Below are 24,694 nucleotides of genomic sequence, written 5' to 3' on the forward strand. Positions count from 1 at the left end.
ACGCTGATGGCGGCGTTCACAGCGGCCGCCGAGGTCGCGCCGCCCGACGCCGCGTCCGTCCTGTACGCCATCCACCAGGTCGACAGCAAAGGCGCCGACGCCGCCGAGGTTGCCAACGGCAGCTTCGCCACCTACTGGTACGGCCACGCGTTCAACGTGGAAGGCGTCCAGTACTACACCGGCTTCGTCTGGGAAACCGCCGAACGCTACGTCAAGCCGGGCGAGGACGACATCGCGCCCACCACCCCGGTCAACCTTTCCGAAGCCACGTTCATCCTGGACAATCCGTCGTCCGAGCAGCCCTGGAAGTTTCGCGGCATGGAGCCCACCATCGGCGAATTCGGCGCCTACGAACGCGCCCCCGAAGTCGACCCCCGGCGCAAGCCGCGTGAATTCCGCACCGCCTCCGGCAAACTGGTGCTGGCGGTGCCGACGGAATCGTTCGAAAACGGCATCACCATCAGCGCGTACACGCTTCTCGTCTTCACGCCGCCTGAGAAGCGGCAGGACGAGAGCCAGGACAAGGTGTGGGCCTACGCGGGCAACGTGATTGCCGGCGAAGACAACGGCCCCGCCTGCGCGGATGGCGATGTCATGCCCTGTACGCGCAGCGAAGGCGAGCTGGTCTTCAGCGCCCATGGCGTCGCCGACCTGCCGCAGGTGACCGTGCAGTTCACCGGGACGACGATCTCCGGGCCGGGCAAGACCCGCAAGCTGGGCGCTGCCGACGCCGTGGCCTATACGTACGACGCGGCGCGCAAGGAGTACGTCGCGCGATAGCGCGACGCGCGGCGCGCGGGGAAGTCTGGCGGTCCTGCCCGCCGCTCAGGCCGTGGCCGCAGTGCGCGGCGCCAGCTCCAGACGGTTGCCGCCCAGCGATTTGGCGCGGTAAAGCGCCCGGTCCGCCTGCGCCAGCGCCTCCACGATGTCGGGCGCATCGCCATTGAAGCGCGCCAGTCCGATGCTGACCGTCGCCGCGATGCCGATGCCATCCATGCGGTTCGAGACGGTCACGGCGAAGCGCTCGGCCATGGCCTTGCCCAGCGTGTGGGCGCCCTCGGCGTCGTCGCCCCACAGCAGCGCGGCGAACTCCTCGCCGCCGATGCGCGCAAGAATCGTGTCGTGCCCCAGCACTTCCCGCGCAATATCCGCGAAGGACTTGAGCACTTTGTCGCCGGCCTGGTGCCCGTAGCGGTCATTGACGGACTTGAAGTGGTCCAGGTCGAACGCCAGCACCGACACCGCGCCGCGCCCTTTCTTGCCGTCAAGAATGCGCGCGCCCTGCTCGAAGAACCAGCGCCGGTTGCCCAGCCGGGTCAGGTAGTCGGTCTGGGATTCCAGCAGCAACTGGCGGTGCGTTTCGTCGCGGATCAGCTTGAGCAGCGTCATGGGCAACACCACCGAATACAACACGCCTTCGTAGATGGTCAGCTTGCCGACCAGCGCCTGGATCTGCTGGCCGGGCTGGGTTGCGAACCACGGCAGGATGAACGCCCTGGCGGCGTAGAGGGCGGTGTGCACCCCGGCGGCCGCGACGACGATGTACCGGGAATGCCGCGGCTTGAGCGCCTGGCATCGCCACACCTCCCAGGCCGTCAGGCCGCTGATGAGCGCAATGGGCACCGAGCTGACGTACGTCCACATGACGTCCAGCCAGCGCACGCCTCCGATTGCCCAGACCAGGCCCATGCCGGCCAGGATGCCGACGGAGGTGCGCAGGTAATGCCGTCCGCTCAGGGCGGCGACGCCGTTGAGCACCAGCAGGTAGCCGCCCAGGATGACCAGATTGCTCAAGGCCGATCCGGTGACGCCAGGAAGATCGTGGCGGTATAGCGCCGCCGCGCAGCCCGCGGCCAGCGTGGCGAACCCGGATGCCAGGATGCGTAATTCCTTGCTGCGCGTGGGATTGGTCCGCTGTTCCCAGAACATCAGGCCGGCGCTGACGAGCAGGGTGCCGACGGCCAGCAGGTAAAGAGTGAGGAGATCGACGTACATCTCTGAAATGAGGAGAATGCGCCGAAATATCGCGGCAGCGCCCGGATTTTACGGTGAAAACTGGCTCGTTCCCCGGTTTCCGCGCGCACGGGATAGCCCTGCCGGGCAGCGCATCGGCCCGCGCGATCCGGCCCCGGATTAGCTTTCTCCGGACGATCGTGGGGCCTGATCCGCCACTCAACACGGACAACCTCCGATCAGGGCAAGTCGCCGCGTCCGCCGGGCCCCGCTAGGCGGATCGCCCCTGGCGGGCCGCCTCGATGGTGGCGATGTCGATTTTCTTCATGGTCATCATCGCCTCGAACGCGCGCTTGGCCGCCGCCTGGTCCAGGTCGGTGACCGCCGCGAGCAGCACGCGGGGCGTGATCTGCCACGAGACGCCCCATTTGTCCTTGCACCAGCCGCACTCGCTCTCCTGGCCGCCATTCGAGACGATGGCATTCCACAGGCGGTCGGTTTCGGCCTGGTCGTCGGTGGCGACCTGGAAGGAAAAGGATTCGTTGTGCGTGAAGGCGTCGCCGCCGTTCAGGCCGACGCAGGGAATGCCCATGACGGTGAATTCCACCATCAGGACGTCGCCCTGCCGGCCCGAGGGATAGTCGCCGGGCGCGCGATGGACCGCGCCCACGGCGCTGTCCGGAAACGTCTTGGCGTAAAAACTTGCCGCGTCCAGCGCGGCGCCGTCATACCACAGGCATATCGTGTTTTTGCTGGCCATCTTGCTCCTCCTGGACAGGAAAGTGATGCGCTCAACCCTTGCTGCGATGCGCGACGTTCAAGCATAGTCCACGACCCGCGCCGCGCGAACCCCGCGCGCCAGCGCGGCCCCCTTCAGGCAGCGATGTGGCCGTCGATACAGGTGACGGACTGCCCGCCCACGCGTATCGCCCCGTCCGCGTCGAACGCGATGCTCAGCCGTCCCGACCGTCCCACGGCCGCGCCCTGCGAGCTGAGATATTCGGTTCCGAACTGCGGCACCTGCCCCGCATCGCGGATGAAGGCGGCCACCGCGCCGTTGCCGCTGCCGCACACGGGGTCTTCGTTTGCGCCCAGGCTGGGCGCGAACGCCCGCACCTCGACGGCCGCTTCCGCCCCCTCGCCGTACGCGCCGTACACCACGATGCCCGCGGCCCCGTTGCCGCGGTCGAAGTCGGCCATGCGCGCAAAATCCGGCCTCAGCGTCAGCACCGCCTGGGCGCTGGGCAATTGCGCAATCGTCCACACCGGGCCCACGCCGACGCGCTTGGGCGCGGGATCGTGCACCACCGCCGACCCCAATATCGACTCCATTTCGTCGATCTCTGCGGCATCCAGCGTGGTGAACGCGGGCTCCGGCAGCGTGAACGCGATGAGCGGACTGCTGCCCGGGATCTCCGTGACGGTCAGTTCGATCGGTCCGGCCTCGCACTCCTGCACGAGCCTGCCCTTACGCGGCGAGACGATGCCGGCTTCAACCAGCGCGTGCGCGGTGCCCAGCGTGGGATGCCCCGCGAACGGCAGTTCGGCCTGCGGCGTGAAAATGCGGACCCGGTAATCGGCGCCGGGCTGCGTCGCCGGCAGCACGAACGTGGTCTCAGACAGGTTCGTCCAGTTGGCGATGCGTCGCATCTGCTCATCCGACAGGCCTTGCGCGTCCAGCACCACGGCCACGGGATTGCCGCGGTAGGGTTCGCTGGTGAATACGTCCACTTGCTTGAATGGCATGCCCATGACCCGCTCCTTTGCATGAAGCGCCGCCCGGCGCGATGAACGGCGGGCGGCAATCGTCGATGCAGGGATATTACGGGCGGTTCTGGCCGGGGTACAGTGCCGATGCCGGCCACGCCGGACGGTTTGCGCTCATACTGCGGCGACATCCGGCAGTCTGGCGATGACCTTGATTTCGAACTGGAATCCATAAAGCCAGGTGACGCCCACCGCCGTAATCGTGGGGTACGGCGCGTCACCCCAGAACTCGGGCACCACCTCCCACATGGCCTCGAACTGCGATTGCGGATCGACCATGAACACGGTCACGTCGACCACGTCGTCGAACGAGCCGCCCGCCTCCTGGAGGATGGCGTTCAGGTTCTGGAAGGCCAGGCGCACCTGCTGACGCAGGTCGGGCTCGGGCGAGCCATCGTCCCGGCTGCCGACTTGACCCGACACGAAGAGAAAACCGTTGGAACGAACCGCCGGCGAATAACGGTTACGTTCATACAACGCATGGCGATGAGGAGGAAAGACGACGTCGCGAGTATTCATGAGCGTGCTCCAGAGGTGGGCCGAAGCGGCCCGTCGTGAATGGGAAGAACCTGGAGAAACTCTACCGGCGCGCGACTTGCGGATAAACGGGCGAGCCCCTCCCACACTATTTGTAGAATCCAAACAATCCCCCCCATTCCCCCACTTCCACCAATCCCCTGGAGCCGCCATGGACCGTTTTGACGCAATGAACGCCTTTGCGCGCGTGGTGGAGACCGGCAGCTTCACCAAGGCGGCCGAGACCCTGCACATGAGCAAGACCAGCGTGACGCAGCTCGTCCAGCAGTTGGAGGCGCGCCTGCGCGTGCGGTTGCTGAACCGCACCACGCGCAAGGTCAACGTCACCGCGGACGGCGCCGCGTACTACGAGCGCGTGATCAAGCTCCTGGCGGACATGGACGACGCCGAGACCAGCCTGTCCAGCGCATCGGAAGCCCCGCGGGGCCGGCTGCGCGTGGACGTGCCCAGCCCCCTTGCGCGCATGGTGCTGGTGCCCGCCCTGCCGGCCTTTCACGCCCGCTACCCCGACATCCAGCTCGACATGGGCGTGAGCGACCGCATCGTCGACCTGATCGGCGAGAACGTCGATTGCGTCGTGCGGGGCGGCGAGCTGACCGATCAATCGCTGATGGCACGCCGCGTCGGCGACCTGCGGTTGGGCGTCTATGCCGCGCCCTCGTACCTGAAGCAGGCGGGCAAGCCCGCGCACCCGCGCGAGCTGGAAGATTCGCACCACCGGATCGTCGGCTTTCTGTGGGCGCGCACGGGCCGCGCCCTGCCCTATGCGATGCGGCGCGCCAACGACATCATCAACGTGCAGGGCCGCTACGTGCTGGCGGTGGACGACGGCAACGCCTACCTGGCCGCCGGCCTGGCGGGGATGGGCGTGCTGTGGCTGCCGGACTACATGTCCGAGCCCCACCTTGCACGGGGCGAGCTGGTCACGGTCTTCGAGGACTGGCGGATGGACCCGATGCCCTTGTATGTGGCGTTCCCGCCCAACCGCCACGTCAGCGCCAAGCTGCGCGCGTTCATCGACTGGATCGTGGAGCTGATGGGCGCCTATGCGCCGGCGGCGGGCCGGTAGCGCGGCGGCGGCACGCCGCCAGCGCGCCGCGACATCCCGCTGTCAGCGCGGCGGGCGCTGCGGGAAGCTGCGCTCGAAGATCCCTTCGGCGATGCGGTTCTTCAGGATCTCGATGGACCCGCCCGCGATCATCCAGCCGCGGCATCGGCGCACGCAGTATTCGACCAGGGACTCGCGGCTGTAGCCCAGTCCGCCCAGGACCTGCAAGGCATCGTTGGCCACATCGAAGCCCACCTGGTTGCAATAGGCCTTGGCGATGGCGGTCTCCGTCGCGGACGGAAACCCCGTGTCCGCGCCGGTCGCGGCCCGGTACAGCAGCAGTTGGGCGGCATCGAGCTTGATGCGCATGTCGGCGAACTTCCATTGCAGGCCCTGGAACTCACACAGCAGGCGGCCGAACTGCTTGCGCTGCATGGCCCAGTTGCGCGCCTCTTCATACGCATAACGTCCCAGGGCCAGCGAGCGCGCGGTGTTGCCGATGCGCTCGACGTTGAATCCCGCGATCTGCTTCTTGAAGCCGCCCTCGCCCAGCACGACCATGTCGTCCGGCACGAAGACGTTGTCAAAGAAGATCTCGACCCATTCTTCGCCCGACATGAAGGCGGACCGCTTGCCAAGCTTGACGCCTTCGTCGCGGGTCCCGATCAGCACCGACCCGATGCCGGCCGTGCCGGGCGCGAAGCGCACGTAGGCCAGGATGACGCTGGCGTGCGGGCCGTGCGTCGTGAAGATCTTCGTGCCGTTGATGCGCCAGCCGCCGTCCGCGCGCGTGGCGCTGGTCTTGAGCTCCGTGACGGCCGAGCCCGCGTCCGGTTCGGTCATCCCCACCGAGATGAGTCCTTCGCCGGCCAGCAGGCCCGTCAGGTACTTCTGTTTCTGCAAGGGGCTGCCGTACTCGGCCAGGACGCGGATGGCGCCGAAGTTGCCTGCCTGCACCACGTCCGCGCTGCGCGGGCAGACGGCGGCGACGGTCTCGATCGCAATGACGGCGTCCATCAGCGACCCGCCGATCCCGCCGTCCTCCTGCGCCACCGTGATGCCCAGCAGCCCCTGGCCCGCCATCAGGCGCGCGATGTCCCAGGGGTAGTCGTCGGAATGCGCGCGCTCCACGGCGCCGGCGCGCAATTCGCGGTCGGCGAAGCGGCGCACGGCCGTCTGGAAGTCGCGCTGTTCGGGAGTGAGGGTGAAGTCCATCTTAGGGTTCCTGATGCAAGAGTGGGAAAGTGGATGCCGGTCAGGCCAGGCGGACCAGGGCATCGACGGCGACCACGCCATCGGCGCGGACGAACAAGGGGTTGATCTCGGCCTCTTCGACGCGCACGCCATCGCACAGCGCCAGGCGCGAGAAGGCGGCAATGGCGCGCGCCAGCGCCTCGCAATCGCCTTCGGGCAGGCCCCGAAAGCCGCGGACCAGACGGGTCTGGCGGACCTCGAAAATCATGCGCCAGGCCTCGTCGACATCCACGGGCGCCAGACGCACCGCGAAATCCGGCGCCAGCTCGGCGGCGATGCCGCCTGCGCCCAACAGCACGGTCGGGCCCACCAGCGGGTCGTGGCGGTAGCCCAGGATAAGTTCGATCAGGCGGTCTTCCATGGGCTGCACGAGGATGCCGTCGACCCGGGCATCCGGCGCGCGCAGCCGCACCGCCTCGCGCAGTTCGCGCGCGGCCGCTTCCAGCGCCTGGGCGTCGCGGATGCCGATGCGCACCGCGCCCAGCTCGGTCTTGTGCGCCAGGTCGCGCGAGCAGATCTTGGCCACGAGCGGGTACGGGACGCGGTGATCCAGCCGGTCCGGCGCGAGCAGCTCGCCTTGCGTCACCGGCACCCCCAGGTCCGCAAACACCTGCGCGGCTTCGAACTCGCTGAGCATGCCGCTGCGCGGCAGGCCGTCCGGCCACGGCTGCGGCGCACCCTGCCCGGGCGGCCGGCCTTCCGGCGCAAAGAACACGGCCAGCGCATCAGCGCAGGCTTCGGGCGTGCGAAACGCCGCGATGCCGCCTGCCTGCAGCAACGCCAGCGACGCCGGCGCTTCGGGCGCCAGGAACACCGCCAGCGGCTTGGCGGCGGGCTTGTCGGCCTGGAGCAAGGGCTGGACGGCCAGGGCAGGATGAAACTGCGCGGACGACCCGACGACGCTCAGGACCGCATCGCACCAATCGGCGCGCAGCAGCGCTTCGAGCAGCATCCGGTATTGCTCGCTGGACGCCGCCAAGGTGAGGTCGATGACCGGCGTTTCGCGTATCTTCAGGCCGCGCTGCGCGATCTCCCGCACGAACGCGGCCGGCGGTGCAACCGCCGCCAGGCCGCGCAGCCCCAGGTTGTCGACCACGGTCGCGGCGCCCCCGCCCGTGGTCGTAATGACCGCCACGCGCGGCGCATTCCCCTCCCGCGCCCGGCTGCCACCCGCGGGCCGCGCGTAACGGGCAGCCAGCGGCGCGATCTCGAACAGGGTCTCCAAGTGCTGCACCCGCATGACGCCATGGGCCTTCAGGAAAGCGTCCACCGCCACGTCGTTGCCCGCCATGGCGCCGGTATGGGACTGCGCCAGCGCGTCGCCCTGCTCGGAGCGGCCAAGCTTGTAGGCCACGACCGGCTTGCCGGCCGCGCTCGCCCGGGCAAGCGCGCGCGCCAGCGTGGGCGCGGCGCGCAGCGTCTCCAGGAAAAGCAGGATCACCTCGGTCCGGGCGTCGTCCACCAGCGCGTCCACCACTTCGCCGACCGTGATGTCGCTTTCATTGCCGACCGAGACCGACTTGGCAAAGCCAAACCCGCGCGCGGCGGCGCGGGACAGCAGCGACCCCATCATGGAGCCGCTTTGCGACACGAGGCTGATGCCGCCGGCCAGCAGGGTGTCGGCCTCGAAGGCGGCGTTCACGGACAGGATGCCGCCGCCGTGCAGGTCGGCCAGACCGATGCTGTTCGGCCCGAGCAGTCGCAGGCCCAGCGCGCGCGCCTGCCGCACCAGCTCGGCCTGGCGCGCCTGCCCTTGCGGCCCGGCTTCGCCGAAGCCGTCGGAATAGACCGTCACCACGCGCGCGCCGGCCCGCGCGCAGTCGGGCAGCAAGGCGGCCACGCCGTCGCCGGGAATCATGATGAAGACGTGATCCACCGGCCCGGGCAGCTCGGCCAGCGACGGATAGGCGCGCTCGCCCAGGATCTCGGCGCGGCCCGCGTTGACCGGATAGATGGCCCCGGCATAGCCGTGCTTGCGCATGAAGCGCAGCGGGCGCGCGGTGTTCTTGCGCGCGTCGCCCGAGGCGCCCACCAGGGCGACCGCACGGGGAGACAGCAGCGCGTCAGCGAAAGAATTGGACATGGAATTGGCAGTCGTCATAAGGGCCATGAAAAGTGGGCGTTCAAAGCTTGGGCATGTCTGCCGCCAGGCGCAGGGCGCGGACCGGCATGGCATCCAGGCGCCAGACGGCGTCGCGCAGCGCCAGCATGCGCGCGCCGCCCAGCACGGGGCCGGCCAGCTCGGCGAATTTGTCGTTCAGGTCCGCGTCCGACAGCGGCGCCTCGGGGTCGCCCTTGCGGTAGGGAGCGTGGTGTTCCAGCACGTCGCCGCCGTGCGTCGTGGCGGTCAGGCGCGCGGCGCGCATCACCGGGAAGCCTGCCGACAGGTCCGGGGCCGCGCGCAGATCCAGGCGCTGCATCAACCCGCGCACGCGCGGATCATGCAGCCGCGCCGCCCCAAAGGCGTCCAGCCGCACCGACCCGTGCACCAGCGCATGCGCCACCACATACGGCAGGCTGAACTTCGCCTCGAACGCGGTGGCGGGCTGGAAGTTGCCCGTCACGTCCAGCGCGGTCTGGTATGTCTCCACCCGCAACGCGGCGATATCGTCCGGCTGCAGGCCGCGTTCGCGCAACGCCAGCGCCGCGTCGATGGCGGCGAACGTATGGCCGCAGCAGCCGTGGTTCTTCTGGGTGATAGACAGGATGTTGTAGCGTTCGCCCAGGCCGGCCACGGCCAGCCGCCAGTCGGGGTCGCGCGCCAGCGCGGCGCCAAAGCCCACCTCGCCCTCCAGGATGTCCGGCACACCCGTGATGCCGTGCGCGGCGCCCTGCCCGGCCCGCACGCCGACCTCGGCGGCATGGCCCGCATGCAGCGCCTTGCTCATGGCGTCCGACCGGAAAGCCTGCTGCAGGCCGCTGGCCAGCGTGCCGGCGGTGGCCAGCGCGTGCAGCATGACCTGCGCATCGCCCGGCGCGCACAGGGCCGCCGCGGCGGCAGCGCCGCCGAAACAGCCCACGGTGCCCGTCGTATGGAAGTAGCGGTAGTGCGCGGGCTGCACCGCTGCGCCGATGCGCGTCGAGATCTCGTAGCCCACCACGATCGCCTGCAGCAGCGCCAGGCCGCTGGCGTCGTGCTCTTCGGCCAGCGCGAGCGCCGCGGCGATGGTCGGGCAGCCCGGGTGATAGACCGCGTCGCGGAAGATGTCGTCGAACTCCACCGCATGCGACACGCTGCCGTTGATCCAGGCCGCCGTCGCGGCAAAGGCCGTGGTCGCGCAGCCAGGCAGGCTGGACGCGCCCGAACCCAATTCGGCGCCATGCGCGCCCAGCAGTTGCTGGCACGGCGCGGCGCGGGTGCCGGGGTACAGCGCCGACAGCCAATCCAGGAACGCGCGCTTGGCGTAGTGGATGACCTCCTCGGGCAATCGGCCTACGGCGTCTTTCGCGCCATAGGCGGCGATGGTGTCCAGCAGCATTCGTCTCTCCGTGGTGAGTGCGGCGCAGCTTGCGCGCCGTTCGCTTCTGCCGATCACTCTAGGCGGCCGCGCCGCGCGAGGATTGATAAAAAGGAAAACGAGCCTTCTTGATCGGAAGGGGCCGGAATTGGTGAACGTTGCTTTGCCAATTTTTCATACCGCCGCGCCGGCGGCGTCCGTAAGCTGCATGGCAAGACGAGAAAAACAACGCATGACCAAGGAGGAAGTAATGAGCGAGACCAAGACCCCGCTGGGCTTCATCGGCCTGGGCGTGATGGGCGAACCCATGTGCGCCAATCTGGTCCGTCGATCCGGGCACCCGGTGTACGTGACCGATATCAGTCCCGACCCTGTGGCCCGCATCGGCGAATTGGGCGCGCATGCCTGCGCGTCGGTGGTGGAGGTGGCGCAAAGCGCCGAGATCGTGTTCCTGTCGCTGCCCAGCATCGTGCAGGTGGAACAGGTCTGCACCGGGCCCGGCGGCCTGGTCGAAGCCGCGGGCCGCGTGCGCATCGTGGTGGACATGAGCACCAGCGACGTCACGCGCACCCGCCAGTTGGCCGAAGTGCTGCGCGGCCACGGCATCGTGCTGATCGACGCGCCCGTGGCGCGCATGCGCGAGGCCGCCCGGCTGGGCACGCTGATGATCACGGTAGGCGCCACCCGGGAAGACTACGACACGGTCCTGCCCTATCTGTCCTGCATGGGCTCCGACGTGCTGCTCTGCGGGGGCATCGGCAACGGCCAGGTGGTCAAGATCATGAACAACATGGTGGTCTTCATGACGGTGCACGCCCTGGCCGAAGCCGTCACGATCGGGCGCAGCGCCGGGGTGGACGGCACCCTGCTGCTGGACGCGCTGAGCAAGGGCTCGGCCGACAGTTTCGTGCTGCGCAATCCGGGCCAGAAGGCGCTGGCCCCGTCCCACTTCCCGAAAAAGACCTTTCCGACCGAATACGCGATCAAGGACATCCTGCTGGCCCTCGAACTGGCCAGCCAGGGCGACGTGGACGCCCGGGCGGCCAGGCTGACGCACGACCTGCTGGAGCGCACGCGCGCCGCCGGTTACGTCAAGGAGTACTACCCGGTGATGGTCAAGCTGATCGAGCGCGGCTACGCGTAAGCCGTCCATCCGGCGCCGCGCGCCGCCCCATTCCCTGTCCGAGATATTCATGACACCCCTGCTACGTCGATGGGCCCTGCCCCTGCTCGCCGTTACGATCGGCATGAACGCCGCCGCCGCGGACTATCCCACCCGCCCGATCACGCTGGTGATCGGCTTTACCGCCGGCGGCCCGACGGATGCCGTCGGCCGCTACCTCGCCCGCCAGCTCGAGACCGAGCTCGGCCAGACCGTCGTCGTCGAAAATCGCGCCGGCGCCAATGGCGTGGTCGCCGTGCAGGCGGTCAGGCGCGCGCCCGCCGACGGCTACACCCTGATGCTGGGCAGCAGCGGCACGCTGTCGATCGAACCCGTCTACAAGCAAAAGGTCGACTACCAGGTGCTCAAGGACTTCCAGCCCATCGCGCTGGTCGCCAGCTATCCCTACCTGCTGGTCGTGCCGGCCGGTTCGCCCTTCGACTCCGTGCAGGCGCTGATCGCCGGCGCACGCGAAAAGCCCGGCGCGCTGACCTTCGCGTCGGCCGGCAGCGGCGCGGTGAACCACCTGGCGGGCGAATGGTTCAAGAGCGCCACCCGGGTCGACATCACCCATGTGCCGTACAAAGGCGATTCGGCGGCCATCGCCGACCTGGTGGCCGGGCGCGTGGACATGGCCTTCCTGAGCGCCATCGCCGCCATGCCGCAGGTGCAGGCCGGCAAGCTGCGCGCGCTGGGCATCGCCGCCGCGCAGCCGTCTTCGGTGGCGCCCGGCGTGCCGACAGTGGCGCAGGCCGCCGGCATTCCCGGCTTCACGGCCGAACCCTGGAACGGCGTGCTGGCGCCGGCCGGCGTGCCGCCCGCCGTCACGCAGCGCCTGAACGCCGCCATCAACAAGGTCATGGGCACCGGCGAAGCGCGCGACGCGCTGCTCAAGCTGGGCCAGTACCCGATGCGCGGCACCCCCGACGACTTCGCCCGCCACATCGGCTCGCAGACCGAACGCTGGGCGCAGGTCATGCAGACCAGCCACATCGCAAAGGCAGACTAGATGGACTACCCCGAACTGACCCTGCTCATCGGCGGCCGCGCGGTCGCGGCCGGCGGCCGCCCCGGCCTGGAAGTGATCGACCCCGCCACGCAGGCGGTGCTGGGCCGATTGCCGATGGCCTCGGCCGATGACGTCGACGAGGCCCTGGAGGCCGCGCGCCGCAGCTTTCCGGGCTGGCGCGACACGGCGCCGCTGGACCGGGCGGCGATTCTGCGCCGCGCCGCCGCGCTGATGCGCGAGCGCACGCCGCAACTGGCGTGGCTGATCACCCGCGAACTGGGCAAGCCCCTGGCCGAATCCGAAAAGGAAGTCGCCACCGCCGCCGAGATGTTCGAATGGGGCGCCGAGGAAGCGCGGCGCACCTATGGCCGGCTGATCCCCGGCCGCGTGGGCGGCATCCGCCAGATGGCGATCCCGGAACCCATCGGCCCGGTTGCGGCGTTCTCGGGCTGGAACGCGCCGGCGATCACGCCGTCGCGCAAGATCGCCGGGGCCCTGGCCGCGGGTTGCTCGATCGTCATCAAGCCCTCCGAGGAAACACCGGCCATCGCGCTGGAAATCGGCCGCGCGCTGGCGGACGCGGGGCTGCCCGCGGGCGTGCTGAACATGGTGTTCGGCGATCCGGCCGAGATCTCCCGGCGTCTCATCGCCTCGCCGGTCATCCGCATGGTGACCTTCACCGGCTCCACGTCCATCGGCCGTGAACTGGCGATGTTGGCGGCGGGCGGCCTGAAGCGGGCGACGCTGGAACTGGGCGGGCATGCGCCCGTGCTGGTGTTCGGCGACGCCGATCCAGTCATCGCGGCCGATACCGTGCTGGCGGCCAAGCTGCGCAATTCCGGCCAGATCTGCACGTCGCCCACCCGCATGTACGTGCATAAGAGCGTGTACGAACGCTTCGTGGAGCGCCTGGCCGAACGGGCGCGTGGCTGGCGCGTGGGCAACGGCCTGGAAGCCGGCGTGCAGATGGGGCCCCTCGCCAATCCCCGGCGGCTCGCCGCAATGGAAACCCTGGTGGCCGATGCGCTGAAGCACGGCGCGCAACTGGCGGCCGGCGGAGAGCGGCTGGATCTTCCCGGGTGGTTCTGGGCCCCGACCGTGCTGCGCGACGCGGGCCCCGAATGCCTGGCCGCCAACACCGAACCCTTCGGCCCGCTGGCGCTGGTGCAGCCGTTTGCCGACCTGGACGAGGCCCTGGCACAGGCCAACCGGCTGCCTTTCGGGCTTGCCTCGTATGTCTTCACGCGCGATGCCGCCACCGCGCGCATCGCCTCCGAGCGCATCGACAGCGGTGTGGTCTGCATCAACCATTGCCAGGCCTCGCTGCCCGAGACGCCGTTCGGCGGATTCAAGGACAGCGGGCTGGGCAAGGAAGGCGGCGTCGAGGGCCTGCAGGAATTCATGCAGGTCAAGTACGTGAGCCAGATGTAGCGCGCAGCCATCACCCGAGCGGCGCGGCGACCGACCGCGCCGCCGCACCATCCAAAGGAGAACACCATGCATAAGAAAATCACCGGAATCACCGCCGCGATCGCGGTTGCCGCCCTGGCCGGCGCCGCGCAGGCCCAGCCGTCCGCCGGCATATCCGACGGCGTCGTGCGCATCGGCGTGCTGACGGACATGTCCGGCGCGTATTCCGGCAACGTCGGCCCCGGCTCCGTCCTGGCCACGCGGCTGGCCATCGAGGAATTTGGCGGCAAGGTGCTGGGCAAGCCCATCGAAATGCTGTCCGCCGACCACCTGAACAAAACGGACGTGGCCGCCAGCCGCGCGCGCGAATGGATGGACCGCGACCAGGTCGACGTCGTGACCGAACTGGGCAACAGCGCCGTCGCGCTGGCCGTGATGAACATCGCCCGCGAAAAAGGCCGCATGACCATGGTGACCGGCGCTGGCGCCACCCGCATCACCGGCGAAGACTGCTCGCCCAATAATGTCCAGTGGGTCTATGACACGTACGCGCTCGCCAAGGTGGGCACGTTGCCGCTGGTGGAGGCCGGCGCGAAGAAATGGTTCTTCGTGACCGCCGACTACGCCTTTGGCCACTCGCTGGAAAACGACGGCATGCGCTTTGTGAAGGAAGGCGGCGGCACGGTGGCCGGGTCGGCGCGCTATCCGTTCCCGGGGAACGATTTCGCGTCATTCCTGCTGTCGGCGCAATCCAGCAAGGCCGATGCCGTCGCCTTCGCCAGCGCGGGCGCGGACCTGCAGAACGAGATCAAGCAGGCGCGCGAGTTCGGCCTGGCGGGCAAGCAAAAGCTGGTCGCCATGCTGATGAGCATTACCGACGTGCATGGCGTGGGCCTGGACGCCGGCCAGGGCATGACCTTTGCCGAGACCTTCTACTGGGACATGGACGACGAGACGCGCGCCTTTGCGCAGCGCTTTCACAAGGCGTCGGGCAAGATGCCCACGGCGCTGCAGGCGGGCCAGTATTCCGCGGTGCTGAACTACCTGCGGGCGGTCGAGAAGTCGGGGTCGGACAATGTGGACGTCGTGATGAAAACGCTGCGGGCCCAGCCCATCCACGATGCGTTCGCACGCAACGCCCGCCTGCGCGAGGACGGCAAGCTCATCCACGACACCTACGTGGTGGAGGTCAAGTCGCCCAAGGAATCCAAAGCGCCCTGGGACTATTACAAGATCGTGCGCACGGTGCCGGGCGACCAGGCGTTCATGCCCTTGTCCGAAAGCCAGTGCAAGCTGGTCAAGCAATGATACCCACCCCGCAAGCGGCCGGCGACGCGCCGGCCTACGAGGTCTATGCGATCCGCTACGCCAGCGTCACGCGGCGCGCGGCCGACAACTTCCTGTCACGCGTCGACGTCCATGACGGGCCGATGCCGATGGACTTCTTTTGCTGGCTGCTGCGCGGTCCGCAAGGCAACGTGATGGTCGACACGGGCTTTAGCGCCTGCTCGGCGCGCGCCCGCAACCGCGCCTTCACGCTGCAGCCCGAGGCGGCGCTTGGCCGGCTGGGGCTGGCGCCGGCGGACATCGGCGACCTCATCCTGACCCATCTGCACTACGACCACGCCGGCAACGTCGAGGCCTATCCGAATGCGCGCGTGCATCTGCAGGACGCCGAGATGCAATACGCCACCGGCCGCTACATGTGCTTTGAATCGATGCGGCATTTCTTCTCGGTCGACGACGTGCAGGCGGTGGTGCGCCAGGTGTACGCGGGGCGCGTGTGCTTTCACGATGGCGATGCCCGGCTGGCGCCCGGGCTGGAGATCTACCGCATCGGCGGGCACACGCAAGGCCTGCAGGTCGTGCGCGTGCACACGGCGCGCGGCTGGGTCGTGCTGGCGTCCGACGCCCTGCACTACTACCGCAACTTCCAGGACAACAATCCCTTTCCCGCCATCTTCCACTTGGGCGATATGCTCGAGGGCTATACGCGCATCCGGACCCTGGCGGATTCCGAGGCGCACATCGTGCCCGGCCACGACCCCGCCGTCACCCTGCGCTATCCGCGCGCCGTCGACGGCGACGGCATCTACCGCCTGGACGTTCCGCCCCTGTGACAAGGACAACGCAATGCAAGAAGACGACTTCATCCTTCACCGACTGGCGGACGCCGTGAACCGACAGGAGCGGCTGGTGTGGCGAGGCCGGCACCTGAACACGGTGTTCCTGCTGGAGTGCGGCGACACGGCCTATCTCATCGCCGTGCAGGCCGGCCGCATCGAATCGGTGCGCCCCGGCCCCTTCGTCATGCCGCGCTGGCAATTCGCGCTGCGCGCGGCCGCGGCCGACTGGGCGCAGTTCTGGAGCCCCAGGCCCGCGCCCGGTTTCCATGACCTGATGGCGCTGGTGAAATTCCGCCGCCTGCGCGCCGAAGGCGACCTCCATCCCCTGATGTCCCACCTGCTTTACTTCAAGGACGTGCTGGCCTGCCCGCGCGCCAAAGGAGCGTCCCTGTGAACGCCAGCCCCGCCCGCTTCGAGCCCATCGTCGGCCGCTATCTGCACCTGCCGCTGGGCGGACGCCCGCAGCGCATTTACGTCGAAGAAGCCGGCAGCGGCACGCCGCTGCTGTGCCTGCACACGGCCGGCGCGGACTCGCGCCAGTACCGCGCGGTGATGAACGACCCGGCCATCCTGGAATCCTTCCGGGTCATCGCCTTTGACCTGCCGTGGCACGGCAAATCGTCCCCGCCCGAGGGCTGGCAGGAAGAAACCTACCGGCTGACCTCGCAGGACTACGCCGAGGCGATCATCGCCGTGGCCGACGCGCTGGCGCTGGACCGTCCGCTGGTGATGGGCTGCTCCATCGGCGGCCGCATCGTGCTGCATCTGGCGCTTGAGCACGCCGACCGCTTCGGCGGCGCCATCGGCCTGCAGTCCGGCGCGCACGTCGACCCGTACTACGACCTGGAATGGCTGAACCGGCCTGACGTGCACGGCGGCGAAGTCTGCGCCGGCATCGTGTCGGGCCTGGTCGGGCCGGGCAGCCCCGAGAAGCATCGCTGGGAGACCTTGTGGCACTACATGCAGAGCGGTCCGGGCGTGTTCAAGGGGGACCTGCACTTCTATACCGCGGACGGCGACATCCGCGACCGCGTGGCCGGCATCGACACGCAGCGCTGCCCGCTGTGGCTGCTGACCGGCGAATACGACTATTCCTGCACGCCCGAGGACACGGAATTCCTGGCGGGCCGCATCGCCGGATCGCAATGGCAGATCATGGAAGGCATGGGCCACTTTCCCATGAGCGAGGACCCGGACCGGTTCCTCGGCTATCTGCGGCCGGTGCTGGCGCAGGCGGCGCGCAGGCGGCAGGGCGCATAGCGCGCGGCCGCGCGGACGCGGGTACGTCCGGTCTCCCGGGGCCGTGGCGCGGGCTGACGGCTGCGCCACCACCGCGCCGGGTCACTCCCCTTGCAACTGCGGCGCCGTCAGCGCCTTGAGCAGGTCGTCCACCGGCCGCGCAAGCTGGCTCGTATCGCGCACGCACACGTAGAACTGGCGCTCGGCCCAGTCATCGCGCAGCCGCAGCAGCGCCAGTCCCATCGAAGACAGGTAGTGCCGCGCGATGCCTTCGGGCACCACGCCGATGCCCAGGCCCTCGCGGATCATGCGGCAGCGCGTCTCGAAATTGGACACCTGCAGCTTCACGTTCGGCGGCCGCGACAGCGACTGCCCCGCGTAGGCCAGGAACTGGTCGAGCGAATGGCGCGGAAAATAGCCGAGCAGGTCGTAGTCCAGCGCCTCTTCCAGGTACAACTCGGAACGGCCCGCCAGCGCATGGCCCACCGGCACCACCAGTCCCACGCGATCGCGCCGGAAGGGAAACGAGGCGACGCCAGGCACCGGGTGGTCCGCGTGATAGATGCCGATATCCACCGAGGCCTCGGCGACCATGCGCGGAATGTCGTAGCTGTGGCCTTCGAGCAGGTCCACGCTGACGTCGCTGCGGCCGGCCAGAAAGCGCCCCATCACGCCGGGCAGGAATTGCAGGATGGTGGACGGGTTAGAAGCCAGGCGGATCTTCGCCTGGCCGTCCAGGGTATAGCCGTTGATGGCCTGCTCGGTGAGCTGCACGCTGCGCAGGATGGCCTTGGCCCGCTGGTACAGCAATGCGCCCGCCGGCGTGGGCTCGACGCCGCGCCCGTGCCGGTGCAGCAGCGTGCGGCCCAGATGCCGCTCCAGTTCGGCCACGCGCTTGCTGGCCGCGGACGTCACCAGGTTTTCCCGCTCGGCCGCTTTGGACAGGCTCTTTTCCTCGACGGCCGCGACGAAGATTTCCAGCGCTGGGATGTCTAGCTTTTTCATGAGGGCAATATACCGTGGCGGACCGCCGCACGGCCGCGCTGGCGCAGCATTGCGCTGCTATGGCGCAGCATTGGCGCTGCGCTGGCGTCAGCGCGATCCGGATCCCTGCCTTGTCGCGAGTTCGCCCGCCAGTTCCAGCGCCTGAGCCAGAAACGCGGAGGCGTCGTCCTTGCGGTAGCTGACGATCACCGGCGACACGAAGGCGTCGGCGTCGATGCGCACGTGGGCGACGTCCTGGCGCTGCAGGCGCTGCACGGAGGCCGGCACCACCGTAACGCCCAGCCCCGCCGCGACCAGTCCGATGGCGGTCTGTAGTTCATTGGCTTCCTGCACCACCTGCACGGCGTGCCCGGCGGCGCGGAACAGGCCCAGCACGTGGTCCGCGTAGTTCGGGCGCGGTCTGGCCGGATAGAGCACGAAGGGTTCGCGCGCCAGCCGGTCCACCGAGACGCTGGCCTGTCCCGCAAGCGGGTGATGCAGCGGCACCGCGGCCATCAGCGGTTCGGTCATGAGCACGCGGCGTTCGATGGCCGGATCATCCAGCAGGATGCGGCCGATGCCCAGATCGATGCGGCCCGCCTTCAGGGCTTCAAGCTGCGGCAGGGTGTTCATTTCCATCAGGCCGACCTCGACCCGATCATCGGCGCTGCGCAGCAGCCGGATCAGCTCGGGCACGAATCCATAGAGCGTGGACGGCACGAAGCCGATGCCGAACCAGCGGCGCTCGGTCTGGCCCAGCCGGCGCGTGCCCTCCAGCACCTCTTCCAGGCGGGCGGTCAGCAGCCGCGATTGTTCGAGCAAGAAGCGGCCCGCCTCGGTCAGTCGCAGCGCGCGGGTCGTGCGCTCAAAGAGCTGCACGCCCAGCTCCTCTTCAAGCTGGCGGATCTGGCGGCTGAGAGGCGGCTGGGCGATGTGCAGGCGCGAGGCCGCCAGCGTGAAGCTGCCCGCCTCGGCCACCGCCTGAAAGTAACGCAGATGCCGGAGTTCCATCGTGATTCAGACCCTGAAGGTATCAATCGAAACCCATATAGTCTTGGACACCCTGGAAAAAGGCAAGCGATACTGCCGCTAAGCGTTCAGGCCCTGACATTCAAAGTATGAATGGAACAGGCGCCGCAGATAATTCGAGAAACACGGAGACAACCATGCGCATGCGCCATGTATTCAAACCCTTTGCCCGCGCGTTGCTGGCCGCTACGCTGCTGGCCGGCGCCACCGCCGCGCACGCCGACGCGTATCCCGACCGGCCGGTCAAGTGGATCGTGCCCTTTCCGCCCGGCGGCGCCATGGACAGCATCGCACGCACCCTGAGCGAGTCCATGGGCAAGCAGCTCAACACGTCCTTCATCGTCGAAAACCGCGCCGGCGCGGGCGGCAATATCGGCGCGGCGGCCGTGGCGCGCGCCAAGCCCGACGGCTACACGATCCTGATCGTCGCCAACGGCATGGCGGTCAATCCCGCGCTTTACCAGAGCCTGAACTACGACCCCATCAAGGATTTCGCCCCGATCTCGCTGCTGGCCGTCGTGCCCAACGTGCTCGTGACCAATCCGGAACGCACCGGCGCGACCAGCGTGCAGGACGTGATCGCCAAGGCCAAGGCCCAGCCCAAGCACTACACGTACGCGTCAGCCGGCGTGGGCACCTCGATCCACCTGGCCGGCGAGATGTTCGTGTCGATGACGGGCGTGGACATGCTGCACGTGCCCTACAAGGGCAGCGGCCCCGCCGTGGCCGACCTGCTGGGCGGTCAGGTCGACTACATGTTCGACAGCATCACGTCCGCCAAGCCGCACATCGACAGCGGCAAGCTGCGCGCGCTGGGCATCACCACCGCCAAGCGCTCGCCCGCGCTGCCCAACGTGCCGACCCTGCAGGAGGCCGGCGTGCCGGGCTACGAGCTGATGCCCTGGTTCGCGGCTTTCGCCCCGGCCGGCACGCCGCCGGAAGTGGTGGCCAAGCTGAACGACGCCATGCGCACCGCGCTGGCCGAGCCCAAGGTGAAAGCGACGCTGGATTCGATCGGCGCCGAGTCCATCGGCAGCACGCCTGACGCGCTGCGCGACCACCTGGCCAAGGAAACCGCGCAATGGAAGGATCTGGTCAAGGAACGCGGTATCAAGATCAACTGATCCGGCCGCCAGCCGGGCGCGAGCCCGGCGCGCGGATGGGGTATCGTTGGTTCATCCCATCCCAGCGAAGGACAGCCATCATGGCCTTGAAACACGCGGATCCCGGGCAGGTCATCGATCTCTCTCCCTATGGCGCGGCGCTTGCGCAAAAGCAGTCGATCGCGCTCTTCAAATCCGGCGACCTGGAAGTCATGCGGCTGGTGCTGCTGGCCGGCAAGAGCATGCCCTCGCACGACGTGGCGGGGGAAATCACCCTCCAGTGCCTGGAGGGCAGCGTGGAAGTGGCCGCCGGCGGCGCCACGCATATCCTGGATGCGGGCTGTCTGATGTATCTGCCTGGCCGCGCGCCGCATTCGCTCTTCGCGCTGGAAGACGCGTCGGTGCTGGTGACCGTTGCGCTCAAGCGGAATTAATTAGTTAGGGAGTTAGGGCGGAGCGCCGCCCTGCCCTGGCGCCGCCGACCGGTCTAGTGCCGCGCCGGCCCGCCGGCCGTGTTGCCGTGCCGGAATGGAGTTCAAGGTCGCGCCGCGGCGACGGGCTTGGGTGGCGGCGCGGACGGCGCCGGCGTGACGCGCCAGATCGTGTTGGACAGATCGTCGGCCACGATGAGCGCGCCTTTCGGATCGACCGTCACGCCCACCGGGCGGCCGCGCGTGGTGCCGTCGCTGTCGCGAAAGCCCGCCACAAAGTCCACGGGCGGTCCGGACGGTCGGCCGTCGGTGAAGGGCACGAACACCACCTTGTAGCCGACCGGATCGCTGCGGTTCCAGCTGCCGTGCTCGCCGACGAAGACGCCGTTGGCGTACCGGTCCCCCATCGCGGCGTTCGAAAAATCCACGCCCAGCGCCGCGACGTGCGAGCCCAGGCTGTAATCGGGCGCGATGGCCGAGGCGACCTTCTCGGGGTCTTGCGGCCGGACGCGATCGTCCACGTTCTTGCCCCAGTAGCTGTAAGGCCAGCCGTAAAACGCGCCTTCCTTGACCGACGTGAGGTAGTCGGGCACGAGGTCCGGACCGAGCTCGTCGCGCTCGTTGACCACCGCCCACAATTGGCCGGTGTCGGGCTGGATGGTGAGCGCGGTGGGATTGCGCAGGCCCGTGGCGTACGCCTTGTATTCGCCCGTGGCGGCGTTGACGCGCCAGATGCGGGCGCGATCGACTTCCGCCGTCATGCCGCGTTCGGTGATGTTGCTGTTGGAACCGATGCCCACGTACAGATACTGCCCGTCGGCGCTGGCGGTCAGGGCCTTGGTCCAGTGATGGTTGATCTGCGCGGGCAACGGGGTAACCGTTACCGGCGGGCCGCTGGCCTTGGTTTGACCGGGCTGGTAGTCGAATCGCACCAGGGCGTCCTGGTTGGCGACGTAGAGATGGTTCCCGACCAGCGCCAGCCCGTACGGCGCATTGAGATTCTCGGCGAACGTGGAGGCCTCATAGGTGCCATCGCCTTCGGCATCGCGCAGCAGCGTCAGGCGGTTGCCGCCCTTGACCGGGCTGGTGCCGCGGGCCTTGATGATGCCCGCGATCACATCCTTGGGCTTGAGGTCCGGGGCGCTGCCGCCGCGGCCTTCGGCGACCAGGATGTCGCCGTTGGGCAGCACCAGCGTCTGGCGCGGGATTTTCAGATCGGTGGCGATGGCCGAAATCCTGTATCCCTCGGGCACGGTAGGCACCTTGTCGCCCCACTGGGCGGGCTTGGCGATCACCATGTCGGGCAGCAGGCCCCGTTCGGGCGGGGGCAATTCGGGCGTCGGGCCGACCTGCGCGGTCCCGGATTGGCCGCTGCATACCCCGGCCGCCGCCAGCAGCGGGATCCCGGCAAGCAAGCGAAGCTTCTTCATAGCGGTCCCCTGATGTGCGGCGTGCGAAATCCCAGGCAGACGGCCACGAACGCCAGCAATGCGGCCGCGACGGACAGGATCAGGCCGGCGGGCATGCTTGCCCAGGCGTCGCGGGCATGCATGAGCGCGTTGAGGACGCCAACCAGCCATGCGGCCAGCAGCACCAGCGCATACGGCACGATGCCCCGCGCGCGCTGCGTCGGCCTGAAGACATCGATCAGGGCGAACAACAGGGCGACGGCGCCGAACACCAGGCCGCCGACCAGCAGCCAGGACGCGAAATTATTCCACTGGATGTGAAAAGTCTGCGCATACGCCGCATCCGCCAGCGCGGCGCCGAGATACAGCGGAAACATCCCCGCCAGGAAGACCGCGGGCATGGGCCGCACGGTCAGGGCATATCGGTTTTCGATGAGTTGAGTCACTGGGATCGCCTCGTGGAATGCGGGCCCAAGCACGCGCCCGTGACGGGCCGCGCAGCAAGCCGCATTCCTGTCGCGCAAGGGCGACCGGCATCCCAGGCATCAGCGCCGCGCGACCTGCGCAGGCTCGGCGGGCGGGGCGGGCGGGGCGGGCTGGGCCGGCTGGACGGGCACACCCGGCTGCCACCCGCCGCCCAGCGCCTTGTAGGCGGCCACCGCCGCGCGCGCCGACTCGCCTTGGGCCAATGCCCGGTCGTCCGACGCCTGCAGCAGGGACGCATCCGCATACAGCACGTCGATCAGGCTGGCGGCGCCGCGCTCATAGGCGGCAAACGACGATGCGCGGGCGCGCGTCAGGGAATCTTCGCCTCGCGTCAGCGCCGCGGTCTGTTCCGCGCGCCGGAGCAGCGCGGAGAACGCGTTTTCGACGTCCTCCGTCGCACGAAGCACCGCCAGCCGGTACGCGGCCAGTGCTTGCGCCTCTTGCCCTTTGGCCAGGTCGATCTGCGCATTGATGCGGCCGAAGTCAAAGAGACGCCAGCGCAGGCCGAGCACGCCCGCCGACTGGCTGGCGCCGCTGGAAAACAGGTTGCCGCTGGATACGGTCGTCGCGCTGCCCAGCAGGCCGCTCAACGAGAACTTGGGGTAGTACTCGGCGATGGCGACGCCGATTCTTGCGTTAGCCGCGGCCAGCCGGCGTTCGGCCGCGATCAGGTCCGGGCGGCGCTGCAGCAGATCGGCGGGCGATCCCATGTCAGCAATGCGCGGCGTCGCGGGGATGGGCGCGGAAACTTCCAGTTCCGAACGATGGGTGCCGGGGGGCTCGCCGAGCATCACGTCCAGGGCGTTCATGGCCGCATCCAGGCCCGCCTGCAAGACCGGGACCGTGGCCTGGACCTGCGACAGCGCGCCGTCGGCCTGCTGCACCTGGTATCTGGCCGCCAGCCCTCTCTCGTGGAGCAGCCCCACTTTTGCGACGAGATCCTGCTGCGTCCTGACCTGCCGCTGGGCGATCTCCAGACGCGCCTGCAGGCTGCGGATGACGATGTAGGTGTCCGCGGTTTGCGCGGCGACGGCAAGCTGCGTCGCCATGGCCGCCGCGTCCGCGGCCTGGAGGTCCGCAATGGCAGCCTCGCGGCCGCGCCGCAGGCCGCCGAAGAGGTCCACTTCCCAGCTCGCCTCCAGGTTCGCCTCGTAGTCGTTCCCCCACCGGTCATATCCCGGCGTGGCGTTGAGCACTTGTCCCAACGGCGTCTCGACCGACTGATACGCACGCGCGGCCTGACCGCGGACCTGGGCTGACGGGAGCAACGCCGCGTTGGCCGCGCCCAGGCCGGCCCGGGCCTGCGCGACGCGCGCCGTGGCCTGCGCCAGATCCAGGTTCTGCGCGATCGCCTTCGACACGAAACGCGCCAGCATCGGATCGTCGAACTGGCGCCACCAGGCCGTCAGGTCCTGGCTGGCCGCCGCCCCGGCCTGCGCGGCCGGGGTCTGCGTGTAATGGCTGGGAAGCGGGGCTTCCGGCTTGCGGTAGTCAGGCCCTACCGCGCACCCGGTCGTCACACTGGCGCATAGCAAAACAAGAAAACGACGGGCGAACATGGGAATCCTTCAAGACGGGCTGAAATGGGGGGCAGCAATGGATTGGTGCGTGACTATAATACCGTTTAGTCACTTGTTGTCAACACAAGGTCCGCGGGTTAAGCTCCCGGGATGAGCAAAGCAACATCCCCCGACCCCCATGCGCGCGGCCCGTCCGGTCACGAGGTCCGAGACCAGATCGTCGACGCCGCGACCGAATACTTTGGCCGCTACGGCTACGACAAGACCACCGTGTCCGATCTGGCCAAGGCGATCGGCTTTTCCAAGGCCTATATCTACAAGTTCTTCGATTCCAAGCAGGCCATCGGCGAGGTGATCTGCGCGAACCGGCTGAACATGATCACGGTGGCCTTGGACGCCGCCGTGGCGGACGCGCATTCGGCCCCGGAAAGGCTGCGCCGCATCTTCAAGGCCCTTGTGGAGGCCGGCAGCCAGCTCTTCTTCCAGGACAGCAAGCTGTACGACATCGCGCGGACCTCGGCCAGCGAGTCGTGGCCGTCCGCGCGGGCCTATGAGGCGCACGTCAAGGACCTCATCCTCAAGATCGTGCGTGAAGGCCGCGAGGCCGGCGACTTCGAGCGCAAGACGCCGCTCGACGAAACCGTGGACGCCATCTACCTGGTCTTGCGGCCCTACCTGAATCCCCTGCTCCTGCAGCACAACCTGGACAACGCCGAGCAGGCGACGATCCAGTTGTCGGGCCTGATTCTGCGCAGTCTGGCGCCATGAG

The 24,694-nt window shown here is 68.6% G+C and carries 24 protein-coding genes; 12 read left to right on the forward strand and 12 right to left on the reverse strand.

What is annotated here, in order from left to right:
• The first annotated feature begins 6 nt into the window (after positions 1-6).
• Entirely contained in the window at positions 7-780 is a 774-nt protein-coding gene (locus BMW75_RS07430; protein WP_092578609.1) for a hypothetical protein, read from the forward strand.
• A 45-nt stretch (positions 781-825) separates the two neighbouring features.
• Here the strand turns inward: BMW75_RS07430 and BMW75_RS07435 are convergent, their stop codons facing one another.
• The 4 genes from BMW75_RS07435 to BMW75_RS07450 all read right to left on the reverse strand — a co-directional run bounded on the left by BMW75_RS07435 (position 826) and on the right by BMW75_RS07450 (position 4,239).
• Complete coding sequence (locus tag BMW75_RS07435; RefSeq protein ID WP_092578192.1) at positions 826-1,995, reverse strand: GGDEF domain-containing protein; 1,170 nt, start codon at positions 1,993-1,995, stop codon at positions 826-828.
• Between the two features lie 229 nt (positions 1,996-2,224).
• Positions 2,225-2,713 carry a VOC family protein gene (locus BMW75_RS07440; protein WP_076520684.1) on the reverse strand — a complete coding sequence of 163 codons (489 nt, stop codon included), beginning with the start codon at positions 2,711-2,713 and terminating at the stop codon, positions 2,225-2,227.
• A gap of 113 nt (positions 2,714-2,826) precedes the next feature.
• The gene (locus tag BMW75_RS07445; protein ID WP_305781738.1) at positions 2,827-3,699 is read right to left on the reverse strand and encodes a PhzF family phenazine biosynthesis protein; all 873 of its coding nucleotides are present in this window, start codon (positions 3,697-3,699) and stop codon (positions 2,827-2,829) included.
• Positions 3,700-3,834: 135 nt separating this feature from the next.
• The gene (locus tag BMW75_RS07450; RefSeq protein ID WP_092578196.1) at positions 3,835-4,239 is read right to left on the reverse strand and encodes a RidA family protein; all 405 of its coding nucleotides are present in this window, start codon (positions 4,237-4,239) and stop codon (positions 3,835-3,837) included.
• Between the two features lie 169 nt (positions 4,240-4,408).
• Here BMW75_RS07450 and BMW75_RS07455 point away from each other — a divergent pair, with 169 nt between their 5' ends.
• Positions 4,409-5,326: a LysR family transcriptional regulator gene (locus BMW75_RS07455; protein ID WP_092578198.1), complete on the forward strand. Its 918-nt coding sequence runs from the start codon at positions 4,409-4,411 to the stop codon at positions 5,324-5,326.
• Positions 5,327-5,368: 42 nt separating this feature from the next.
• Here the strand turns inward: BMW75_RS07455 and BMW75_RS07460 are convergent, their stop codons facing one another.
• Genes BMW75_RS07460 through BMW75_RS07470 form a run of 3 tightly spaced genes read right to left on the reverse strand, consistent with a single transcriptional unit; the run spans position 5,369 to position 10,038 of the window.
• Positions 5,369-6,520 carry an acyl-CoA dehydrogenase family protein gene (locus BMW75_RS07460; RefSeq protein ID WP_092578200.1) on the reverse strand — a complete coding sequence of 384 codons (1,152 nt, stop codon included), beginning with the start codon at positions 6,518-6,520 and terminating at the stop codon, positions 5,369-5,371.
• A gap of 40 nt (positions 6,521-6,560) precedes the next feature.
• Entirely contained in the window at positions 6,561-8,642 is a 2,082-nt protein-coding gene (locus tag BMW75_RS07465; RefSeq protein WP_254791952.1) for an acetate--CoA ligase family protein, read from the reverse strand.
• Positions 8,643-8,682: 40 nt separating this feature from the next.
• Positions 8,683-10,038 (reverse strand): MmgE/PrpD family protein, encoded by a 1,356-nt coding sequence (locus tag BMW75_RS07470; protein ID WP_092578205.1) that lies wholly within the window; start codon positions 10,036-10,038, stop codon positions 8,683-8,685.
• A 229-nt stretch (positions 10,039-10,267) separates the two neighbouring features.
• On the opposite strand from BMW75_RS07470, the gene BMW75_RS07475 reads away from it, so the two are divergent.
• From BMW75_RS07475 to BMW75_RS07505, 7 genes are all read left to right on the forward strand, one after another.
• Positions 10,268-11,161 carry an NAD(P)-dependent oxidoreductase gene (locus tag BMW75_RS07475; protein WP_092578207.1) on the forward strand — a complete coding sequence of 298 codons (894 nt, stop codon included), beginning with the start codon at positions 10,268-10,270 and terminating at the stop codon, positions 11,159-11,161.
• A gap of 49 nt (positions 11,162-11,210) precedes the next feature.
• A complete protein-coding gene (locus BMW75_RS07480; protein ID WP_092578209.1) occupies positions 11,211-12,188 on the forward strand; it encodes a Bug family tripartite tricarboxylate transporter substrate binding protein in 978 nt (325 codons plus the stop codon).
• Positions 12,189-13,619, forward strand: a complete 1,431-nt coding sequence (locus BMW75_RS07485) for an NAD-dependent succinate-semialdehyde dehydrogenase (RefSeq protein ID WP_092578212.1) — start codon at positions 12,189-12,191, stop codon at positions 13,617-13,619.
• A 66-nt stretch (positions 13,620-13,685) separates the two neighbouring features.
• Positions 13,686-14,906 carry an ABC transporter substrate-binding protein gene (locus BMW75_RS07490; RefSeq protein ID WP_092578214.1) on the forward strand — a complete coding sequence of 407 codons (1,221 nt, stop codon included), beginning with the start codon at positions 13,686-13,688 and terminating at the stop codon, positions 14,904-14,906.
• Entirely contained in the window at positions 14,903-15,718 is an 816-nt protein-coding gene (locus BMW75_RS07495) for an N-acyl homoserine lactonase family protein (protein WP_092578216.1), read from the forward strand. The genes BMW75_RS07490 and BMW75_RS07495 overlap by 4 nt, the downstream gene beginning before the upstream one ends.
• A gap of 13 nt (positions 15,719-15,731) precedes the next feature.
• Positions 15,732-16,118: a hypothetical protein gene (locus BMW75_RS07500; RefSeq protein WP_092578218.1), complete on the forward strand. Its 387-nt coding sequence runs from the start codon at positions 15,732-15,734 to the stop codon at positions 16,116-16,118.
• Positions 16,115-16,984 (forward strand): alpha/beta fold hydrolase, encoded by an 870-nt coding sequence (locus tag BMW75_RS07505; protein WP_076520671.1) that lies wholly within the window; start codon positions 16,115-16,117, stop codon positions 16,982-16,984. The genes BMW75_RS07500 and BMW75_RS07505 overlap by 4 nt, the downstream gene beginning before the upstream one ends.
• Positions 16,985-17,065: 81 nt before the next feature.
• Here BMW75_RS07505 and BMW75_RS07510 read toward each other — a convergent pair whose 3' ends face one another.
• Positions 17,066-17,968 carry a LysR family transcriptional regulator gene (locus BMW75_RS07510; protein ID WP_076520670.1) on the reverse strand — a complete coding sequence of 301 codons (903 nt, stop codon included), beginning with the start codon at positions 17,966-17,968 and terminating at the stop codon, positions 17,066-17,068.
• An 87-nt stretch (positions 17,969-18,055) separates the two neighbouring features.
• Positions 18,056-18,958 carry a LysR family transcriptional regulator gene (locus BMW75_RS07515; RefSeq protein WP_092578220.1) on the reverse strand — a complete coding sequence of 301 codons (903 nt, stop codon included), beginning with the start codon at positions 18,956-18,958 and terminating at the stop codon, positions 18,056-18,058.
• A gap of 155 nt (positions 18,959-19,113) precedes the next feature.
• Between BMW75_RS07515 and BMW75_RS07520 the strand changes: the two genes are divergently transcribed.
• Positions 19,114-20,100 (forward strand): tripartite tricarboxylate transporter substrate binding protein, encoded by a 987-nt coding sequence (locus BMW75_RS07520; RefSeq protein ID WP_092578222.1) that lies wholly within the window; start codon positions 19,114-19,116, stop codon positions 20,098-20,100.
• An 80-nt stretch (positions 20,101-20,180) separates the two neighbouring features.
• Positions 20,181-20,513: a cupin domain-containing protein gene (locus BMW75_RS07525; protein ID WP_092578224.1), complete on the forward strand. Its 333-nt coding sequence runs from the start codon at positions 20,181-20,183 to the stop codon at positions 20,511-20,513.
• 101 nt (positions 20,514-20,614) lie between these two features.
• Here BMW75_RS07525 and BMW75_RS07530 read toward each other — a convergent pair whose 3' ends face one another.
• The 3 genes from BMW75_RS07530 to BMW75_RS07540 form a co-directional block, all read right to left on the reverse strand.
• A complete protein-coding gene (locus BMW75_RS07530) occupies positions 20,615-21,940 on the reverse strand; it encodes a PQQ-dependent sugar dehydrogenase (protein WP_092578226.1) in 1,326 nt (441 codons plus the stop codon).
• Positions 21,937-22,365: a DUF2231 domain-containing protein gene (locus BMW75_RS07535; RefSeq protein WP_092578227.1), complete on the reverse strand. Its 429-nt coding sequence runs from the start codon at positions 22,363-22,365 to the stop codon at positions 21,937-21,939. Before BMW75_RS07535 ends, BMW75_RS07530 begins: the two co-directional genes overlap by 4 nt.
• A 99-nt stretch (positions 22,366-22,464) precedes the next feature.
• Positions 22,465-23,964, reverse strand: a complete 1,500-nt coding sequence (locus BMW75_RS07540) for an efflux transporter outer membrane subunit (protein ID WP_092578229.1) — start codon at positions 23,962-23,964, stop codon at positions 22,465-22,467.
• Between the two features lie 111 nt (positions 23,965-24,075).
• Between BMW75_RS07540 and BMW75_RS07545 the strand changes: the two genes are divergently transcribed.
• Positions 24,076-24,693: a TetR/AcrR family transcriptional regulator gene (locus BMW75_RS07545; RefSeq protein ID WP_092578231.1), complete on the forward strand. Its 618-nt coding sequence runs from the start codon at positions 24,076-24,078 to the stop codon at positions 24,691-24,693.
• The last annotated feature ends 1 nt before the right edge of the window (position 24,694 follow it).

The organism is Achromobacter sp. NFACC18-2 (assembly GCF_900108985.1).
In the GTDB taxonomy this organism is placed as follows: Bacteria; Pseudomonadota; Gammaproteobacteria; order Burkholderiales; family Burkholderiaceae_B; genus Achromobacter.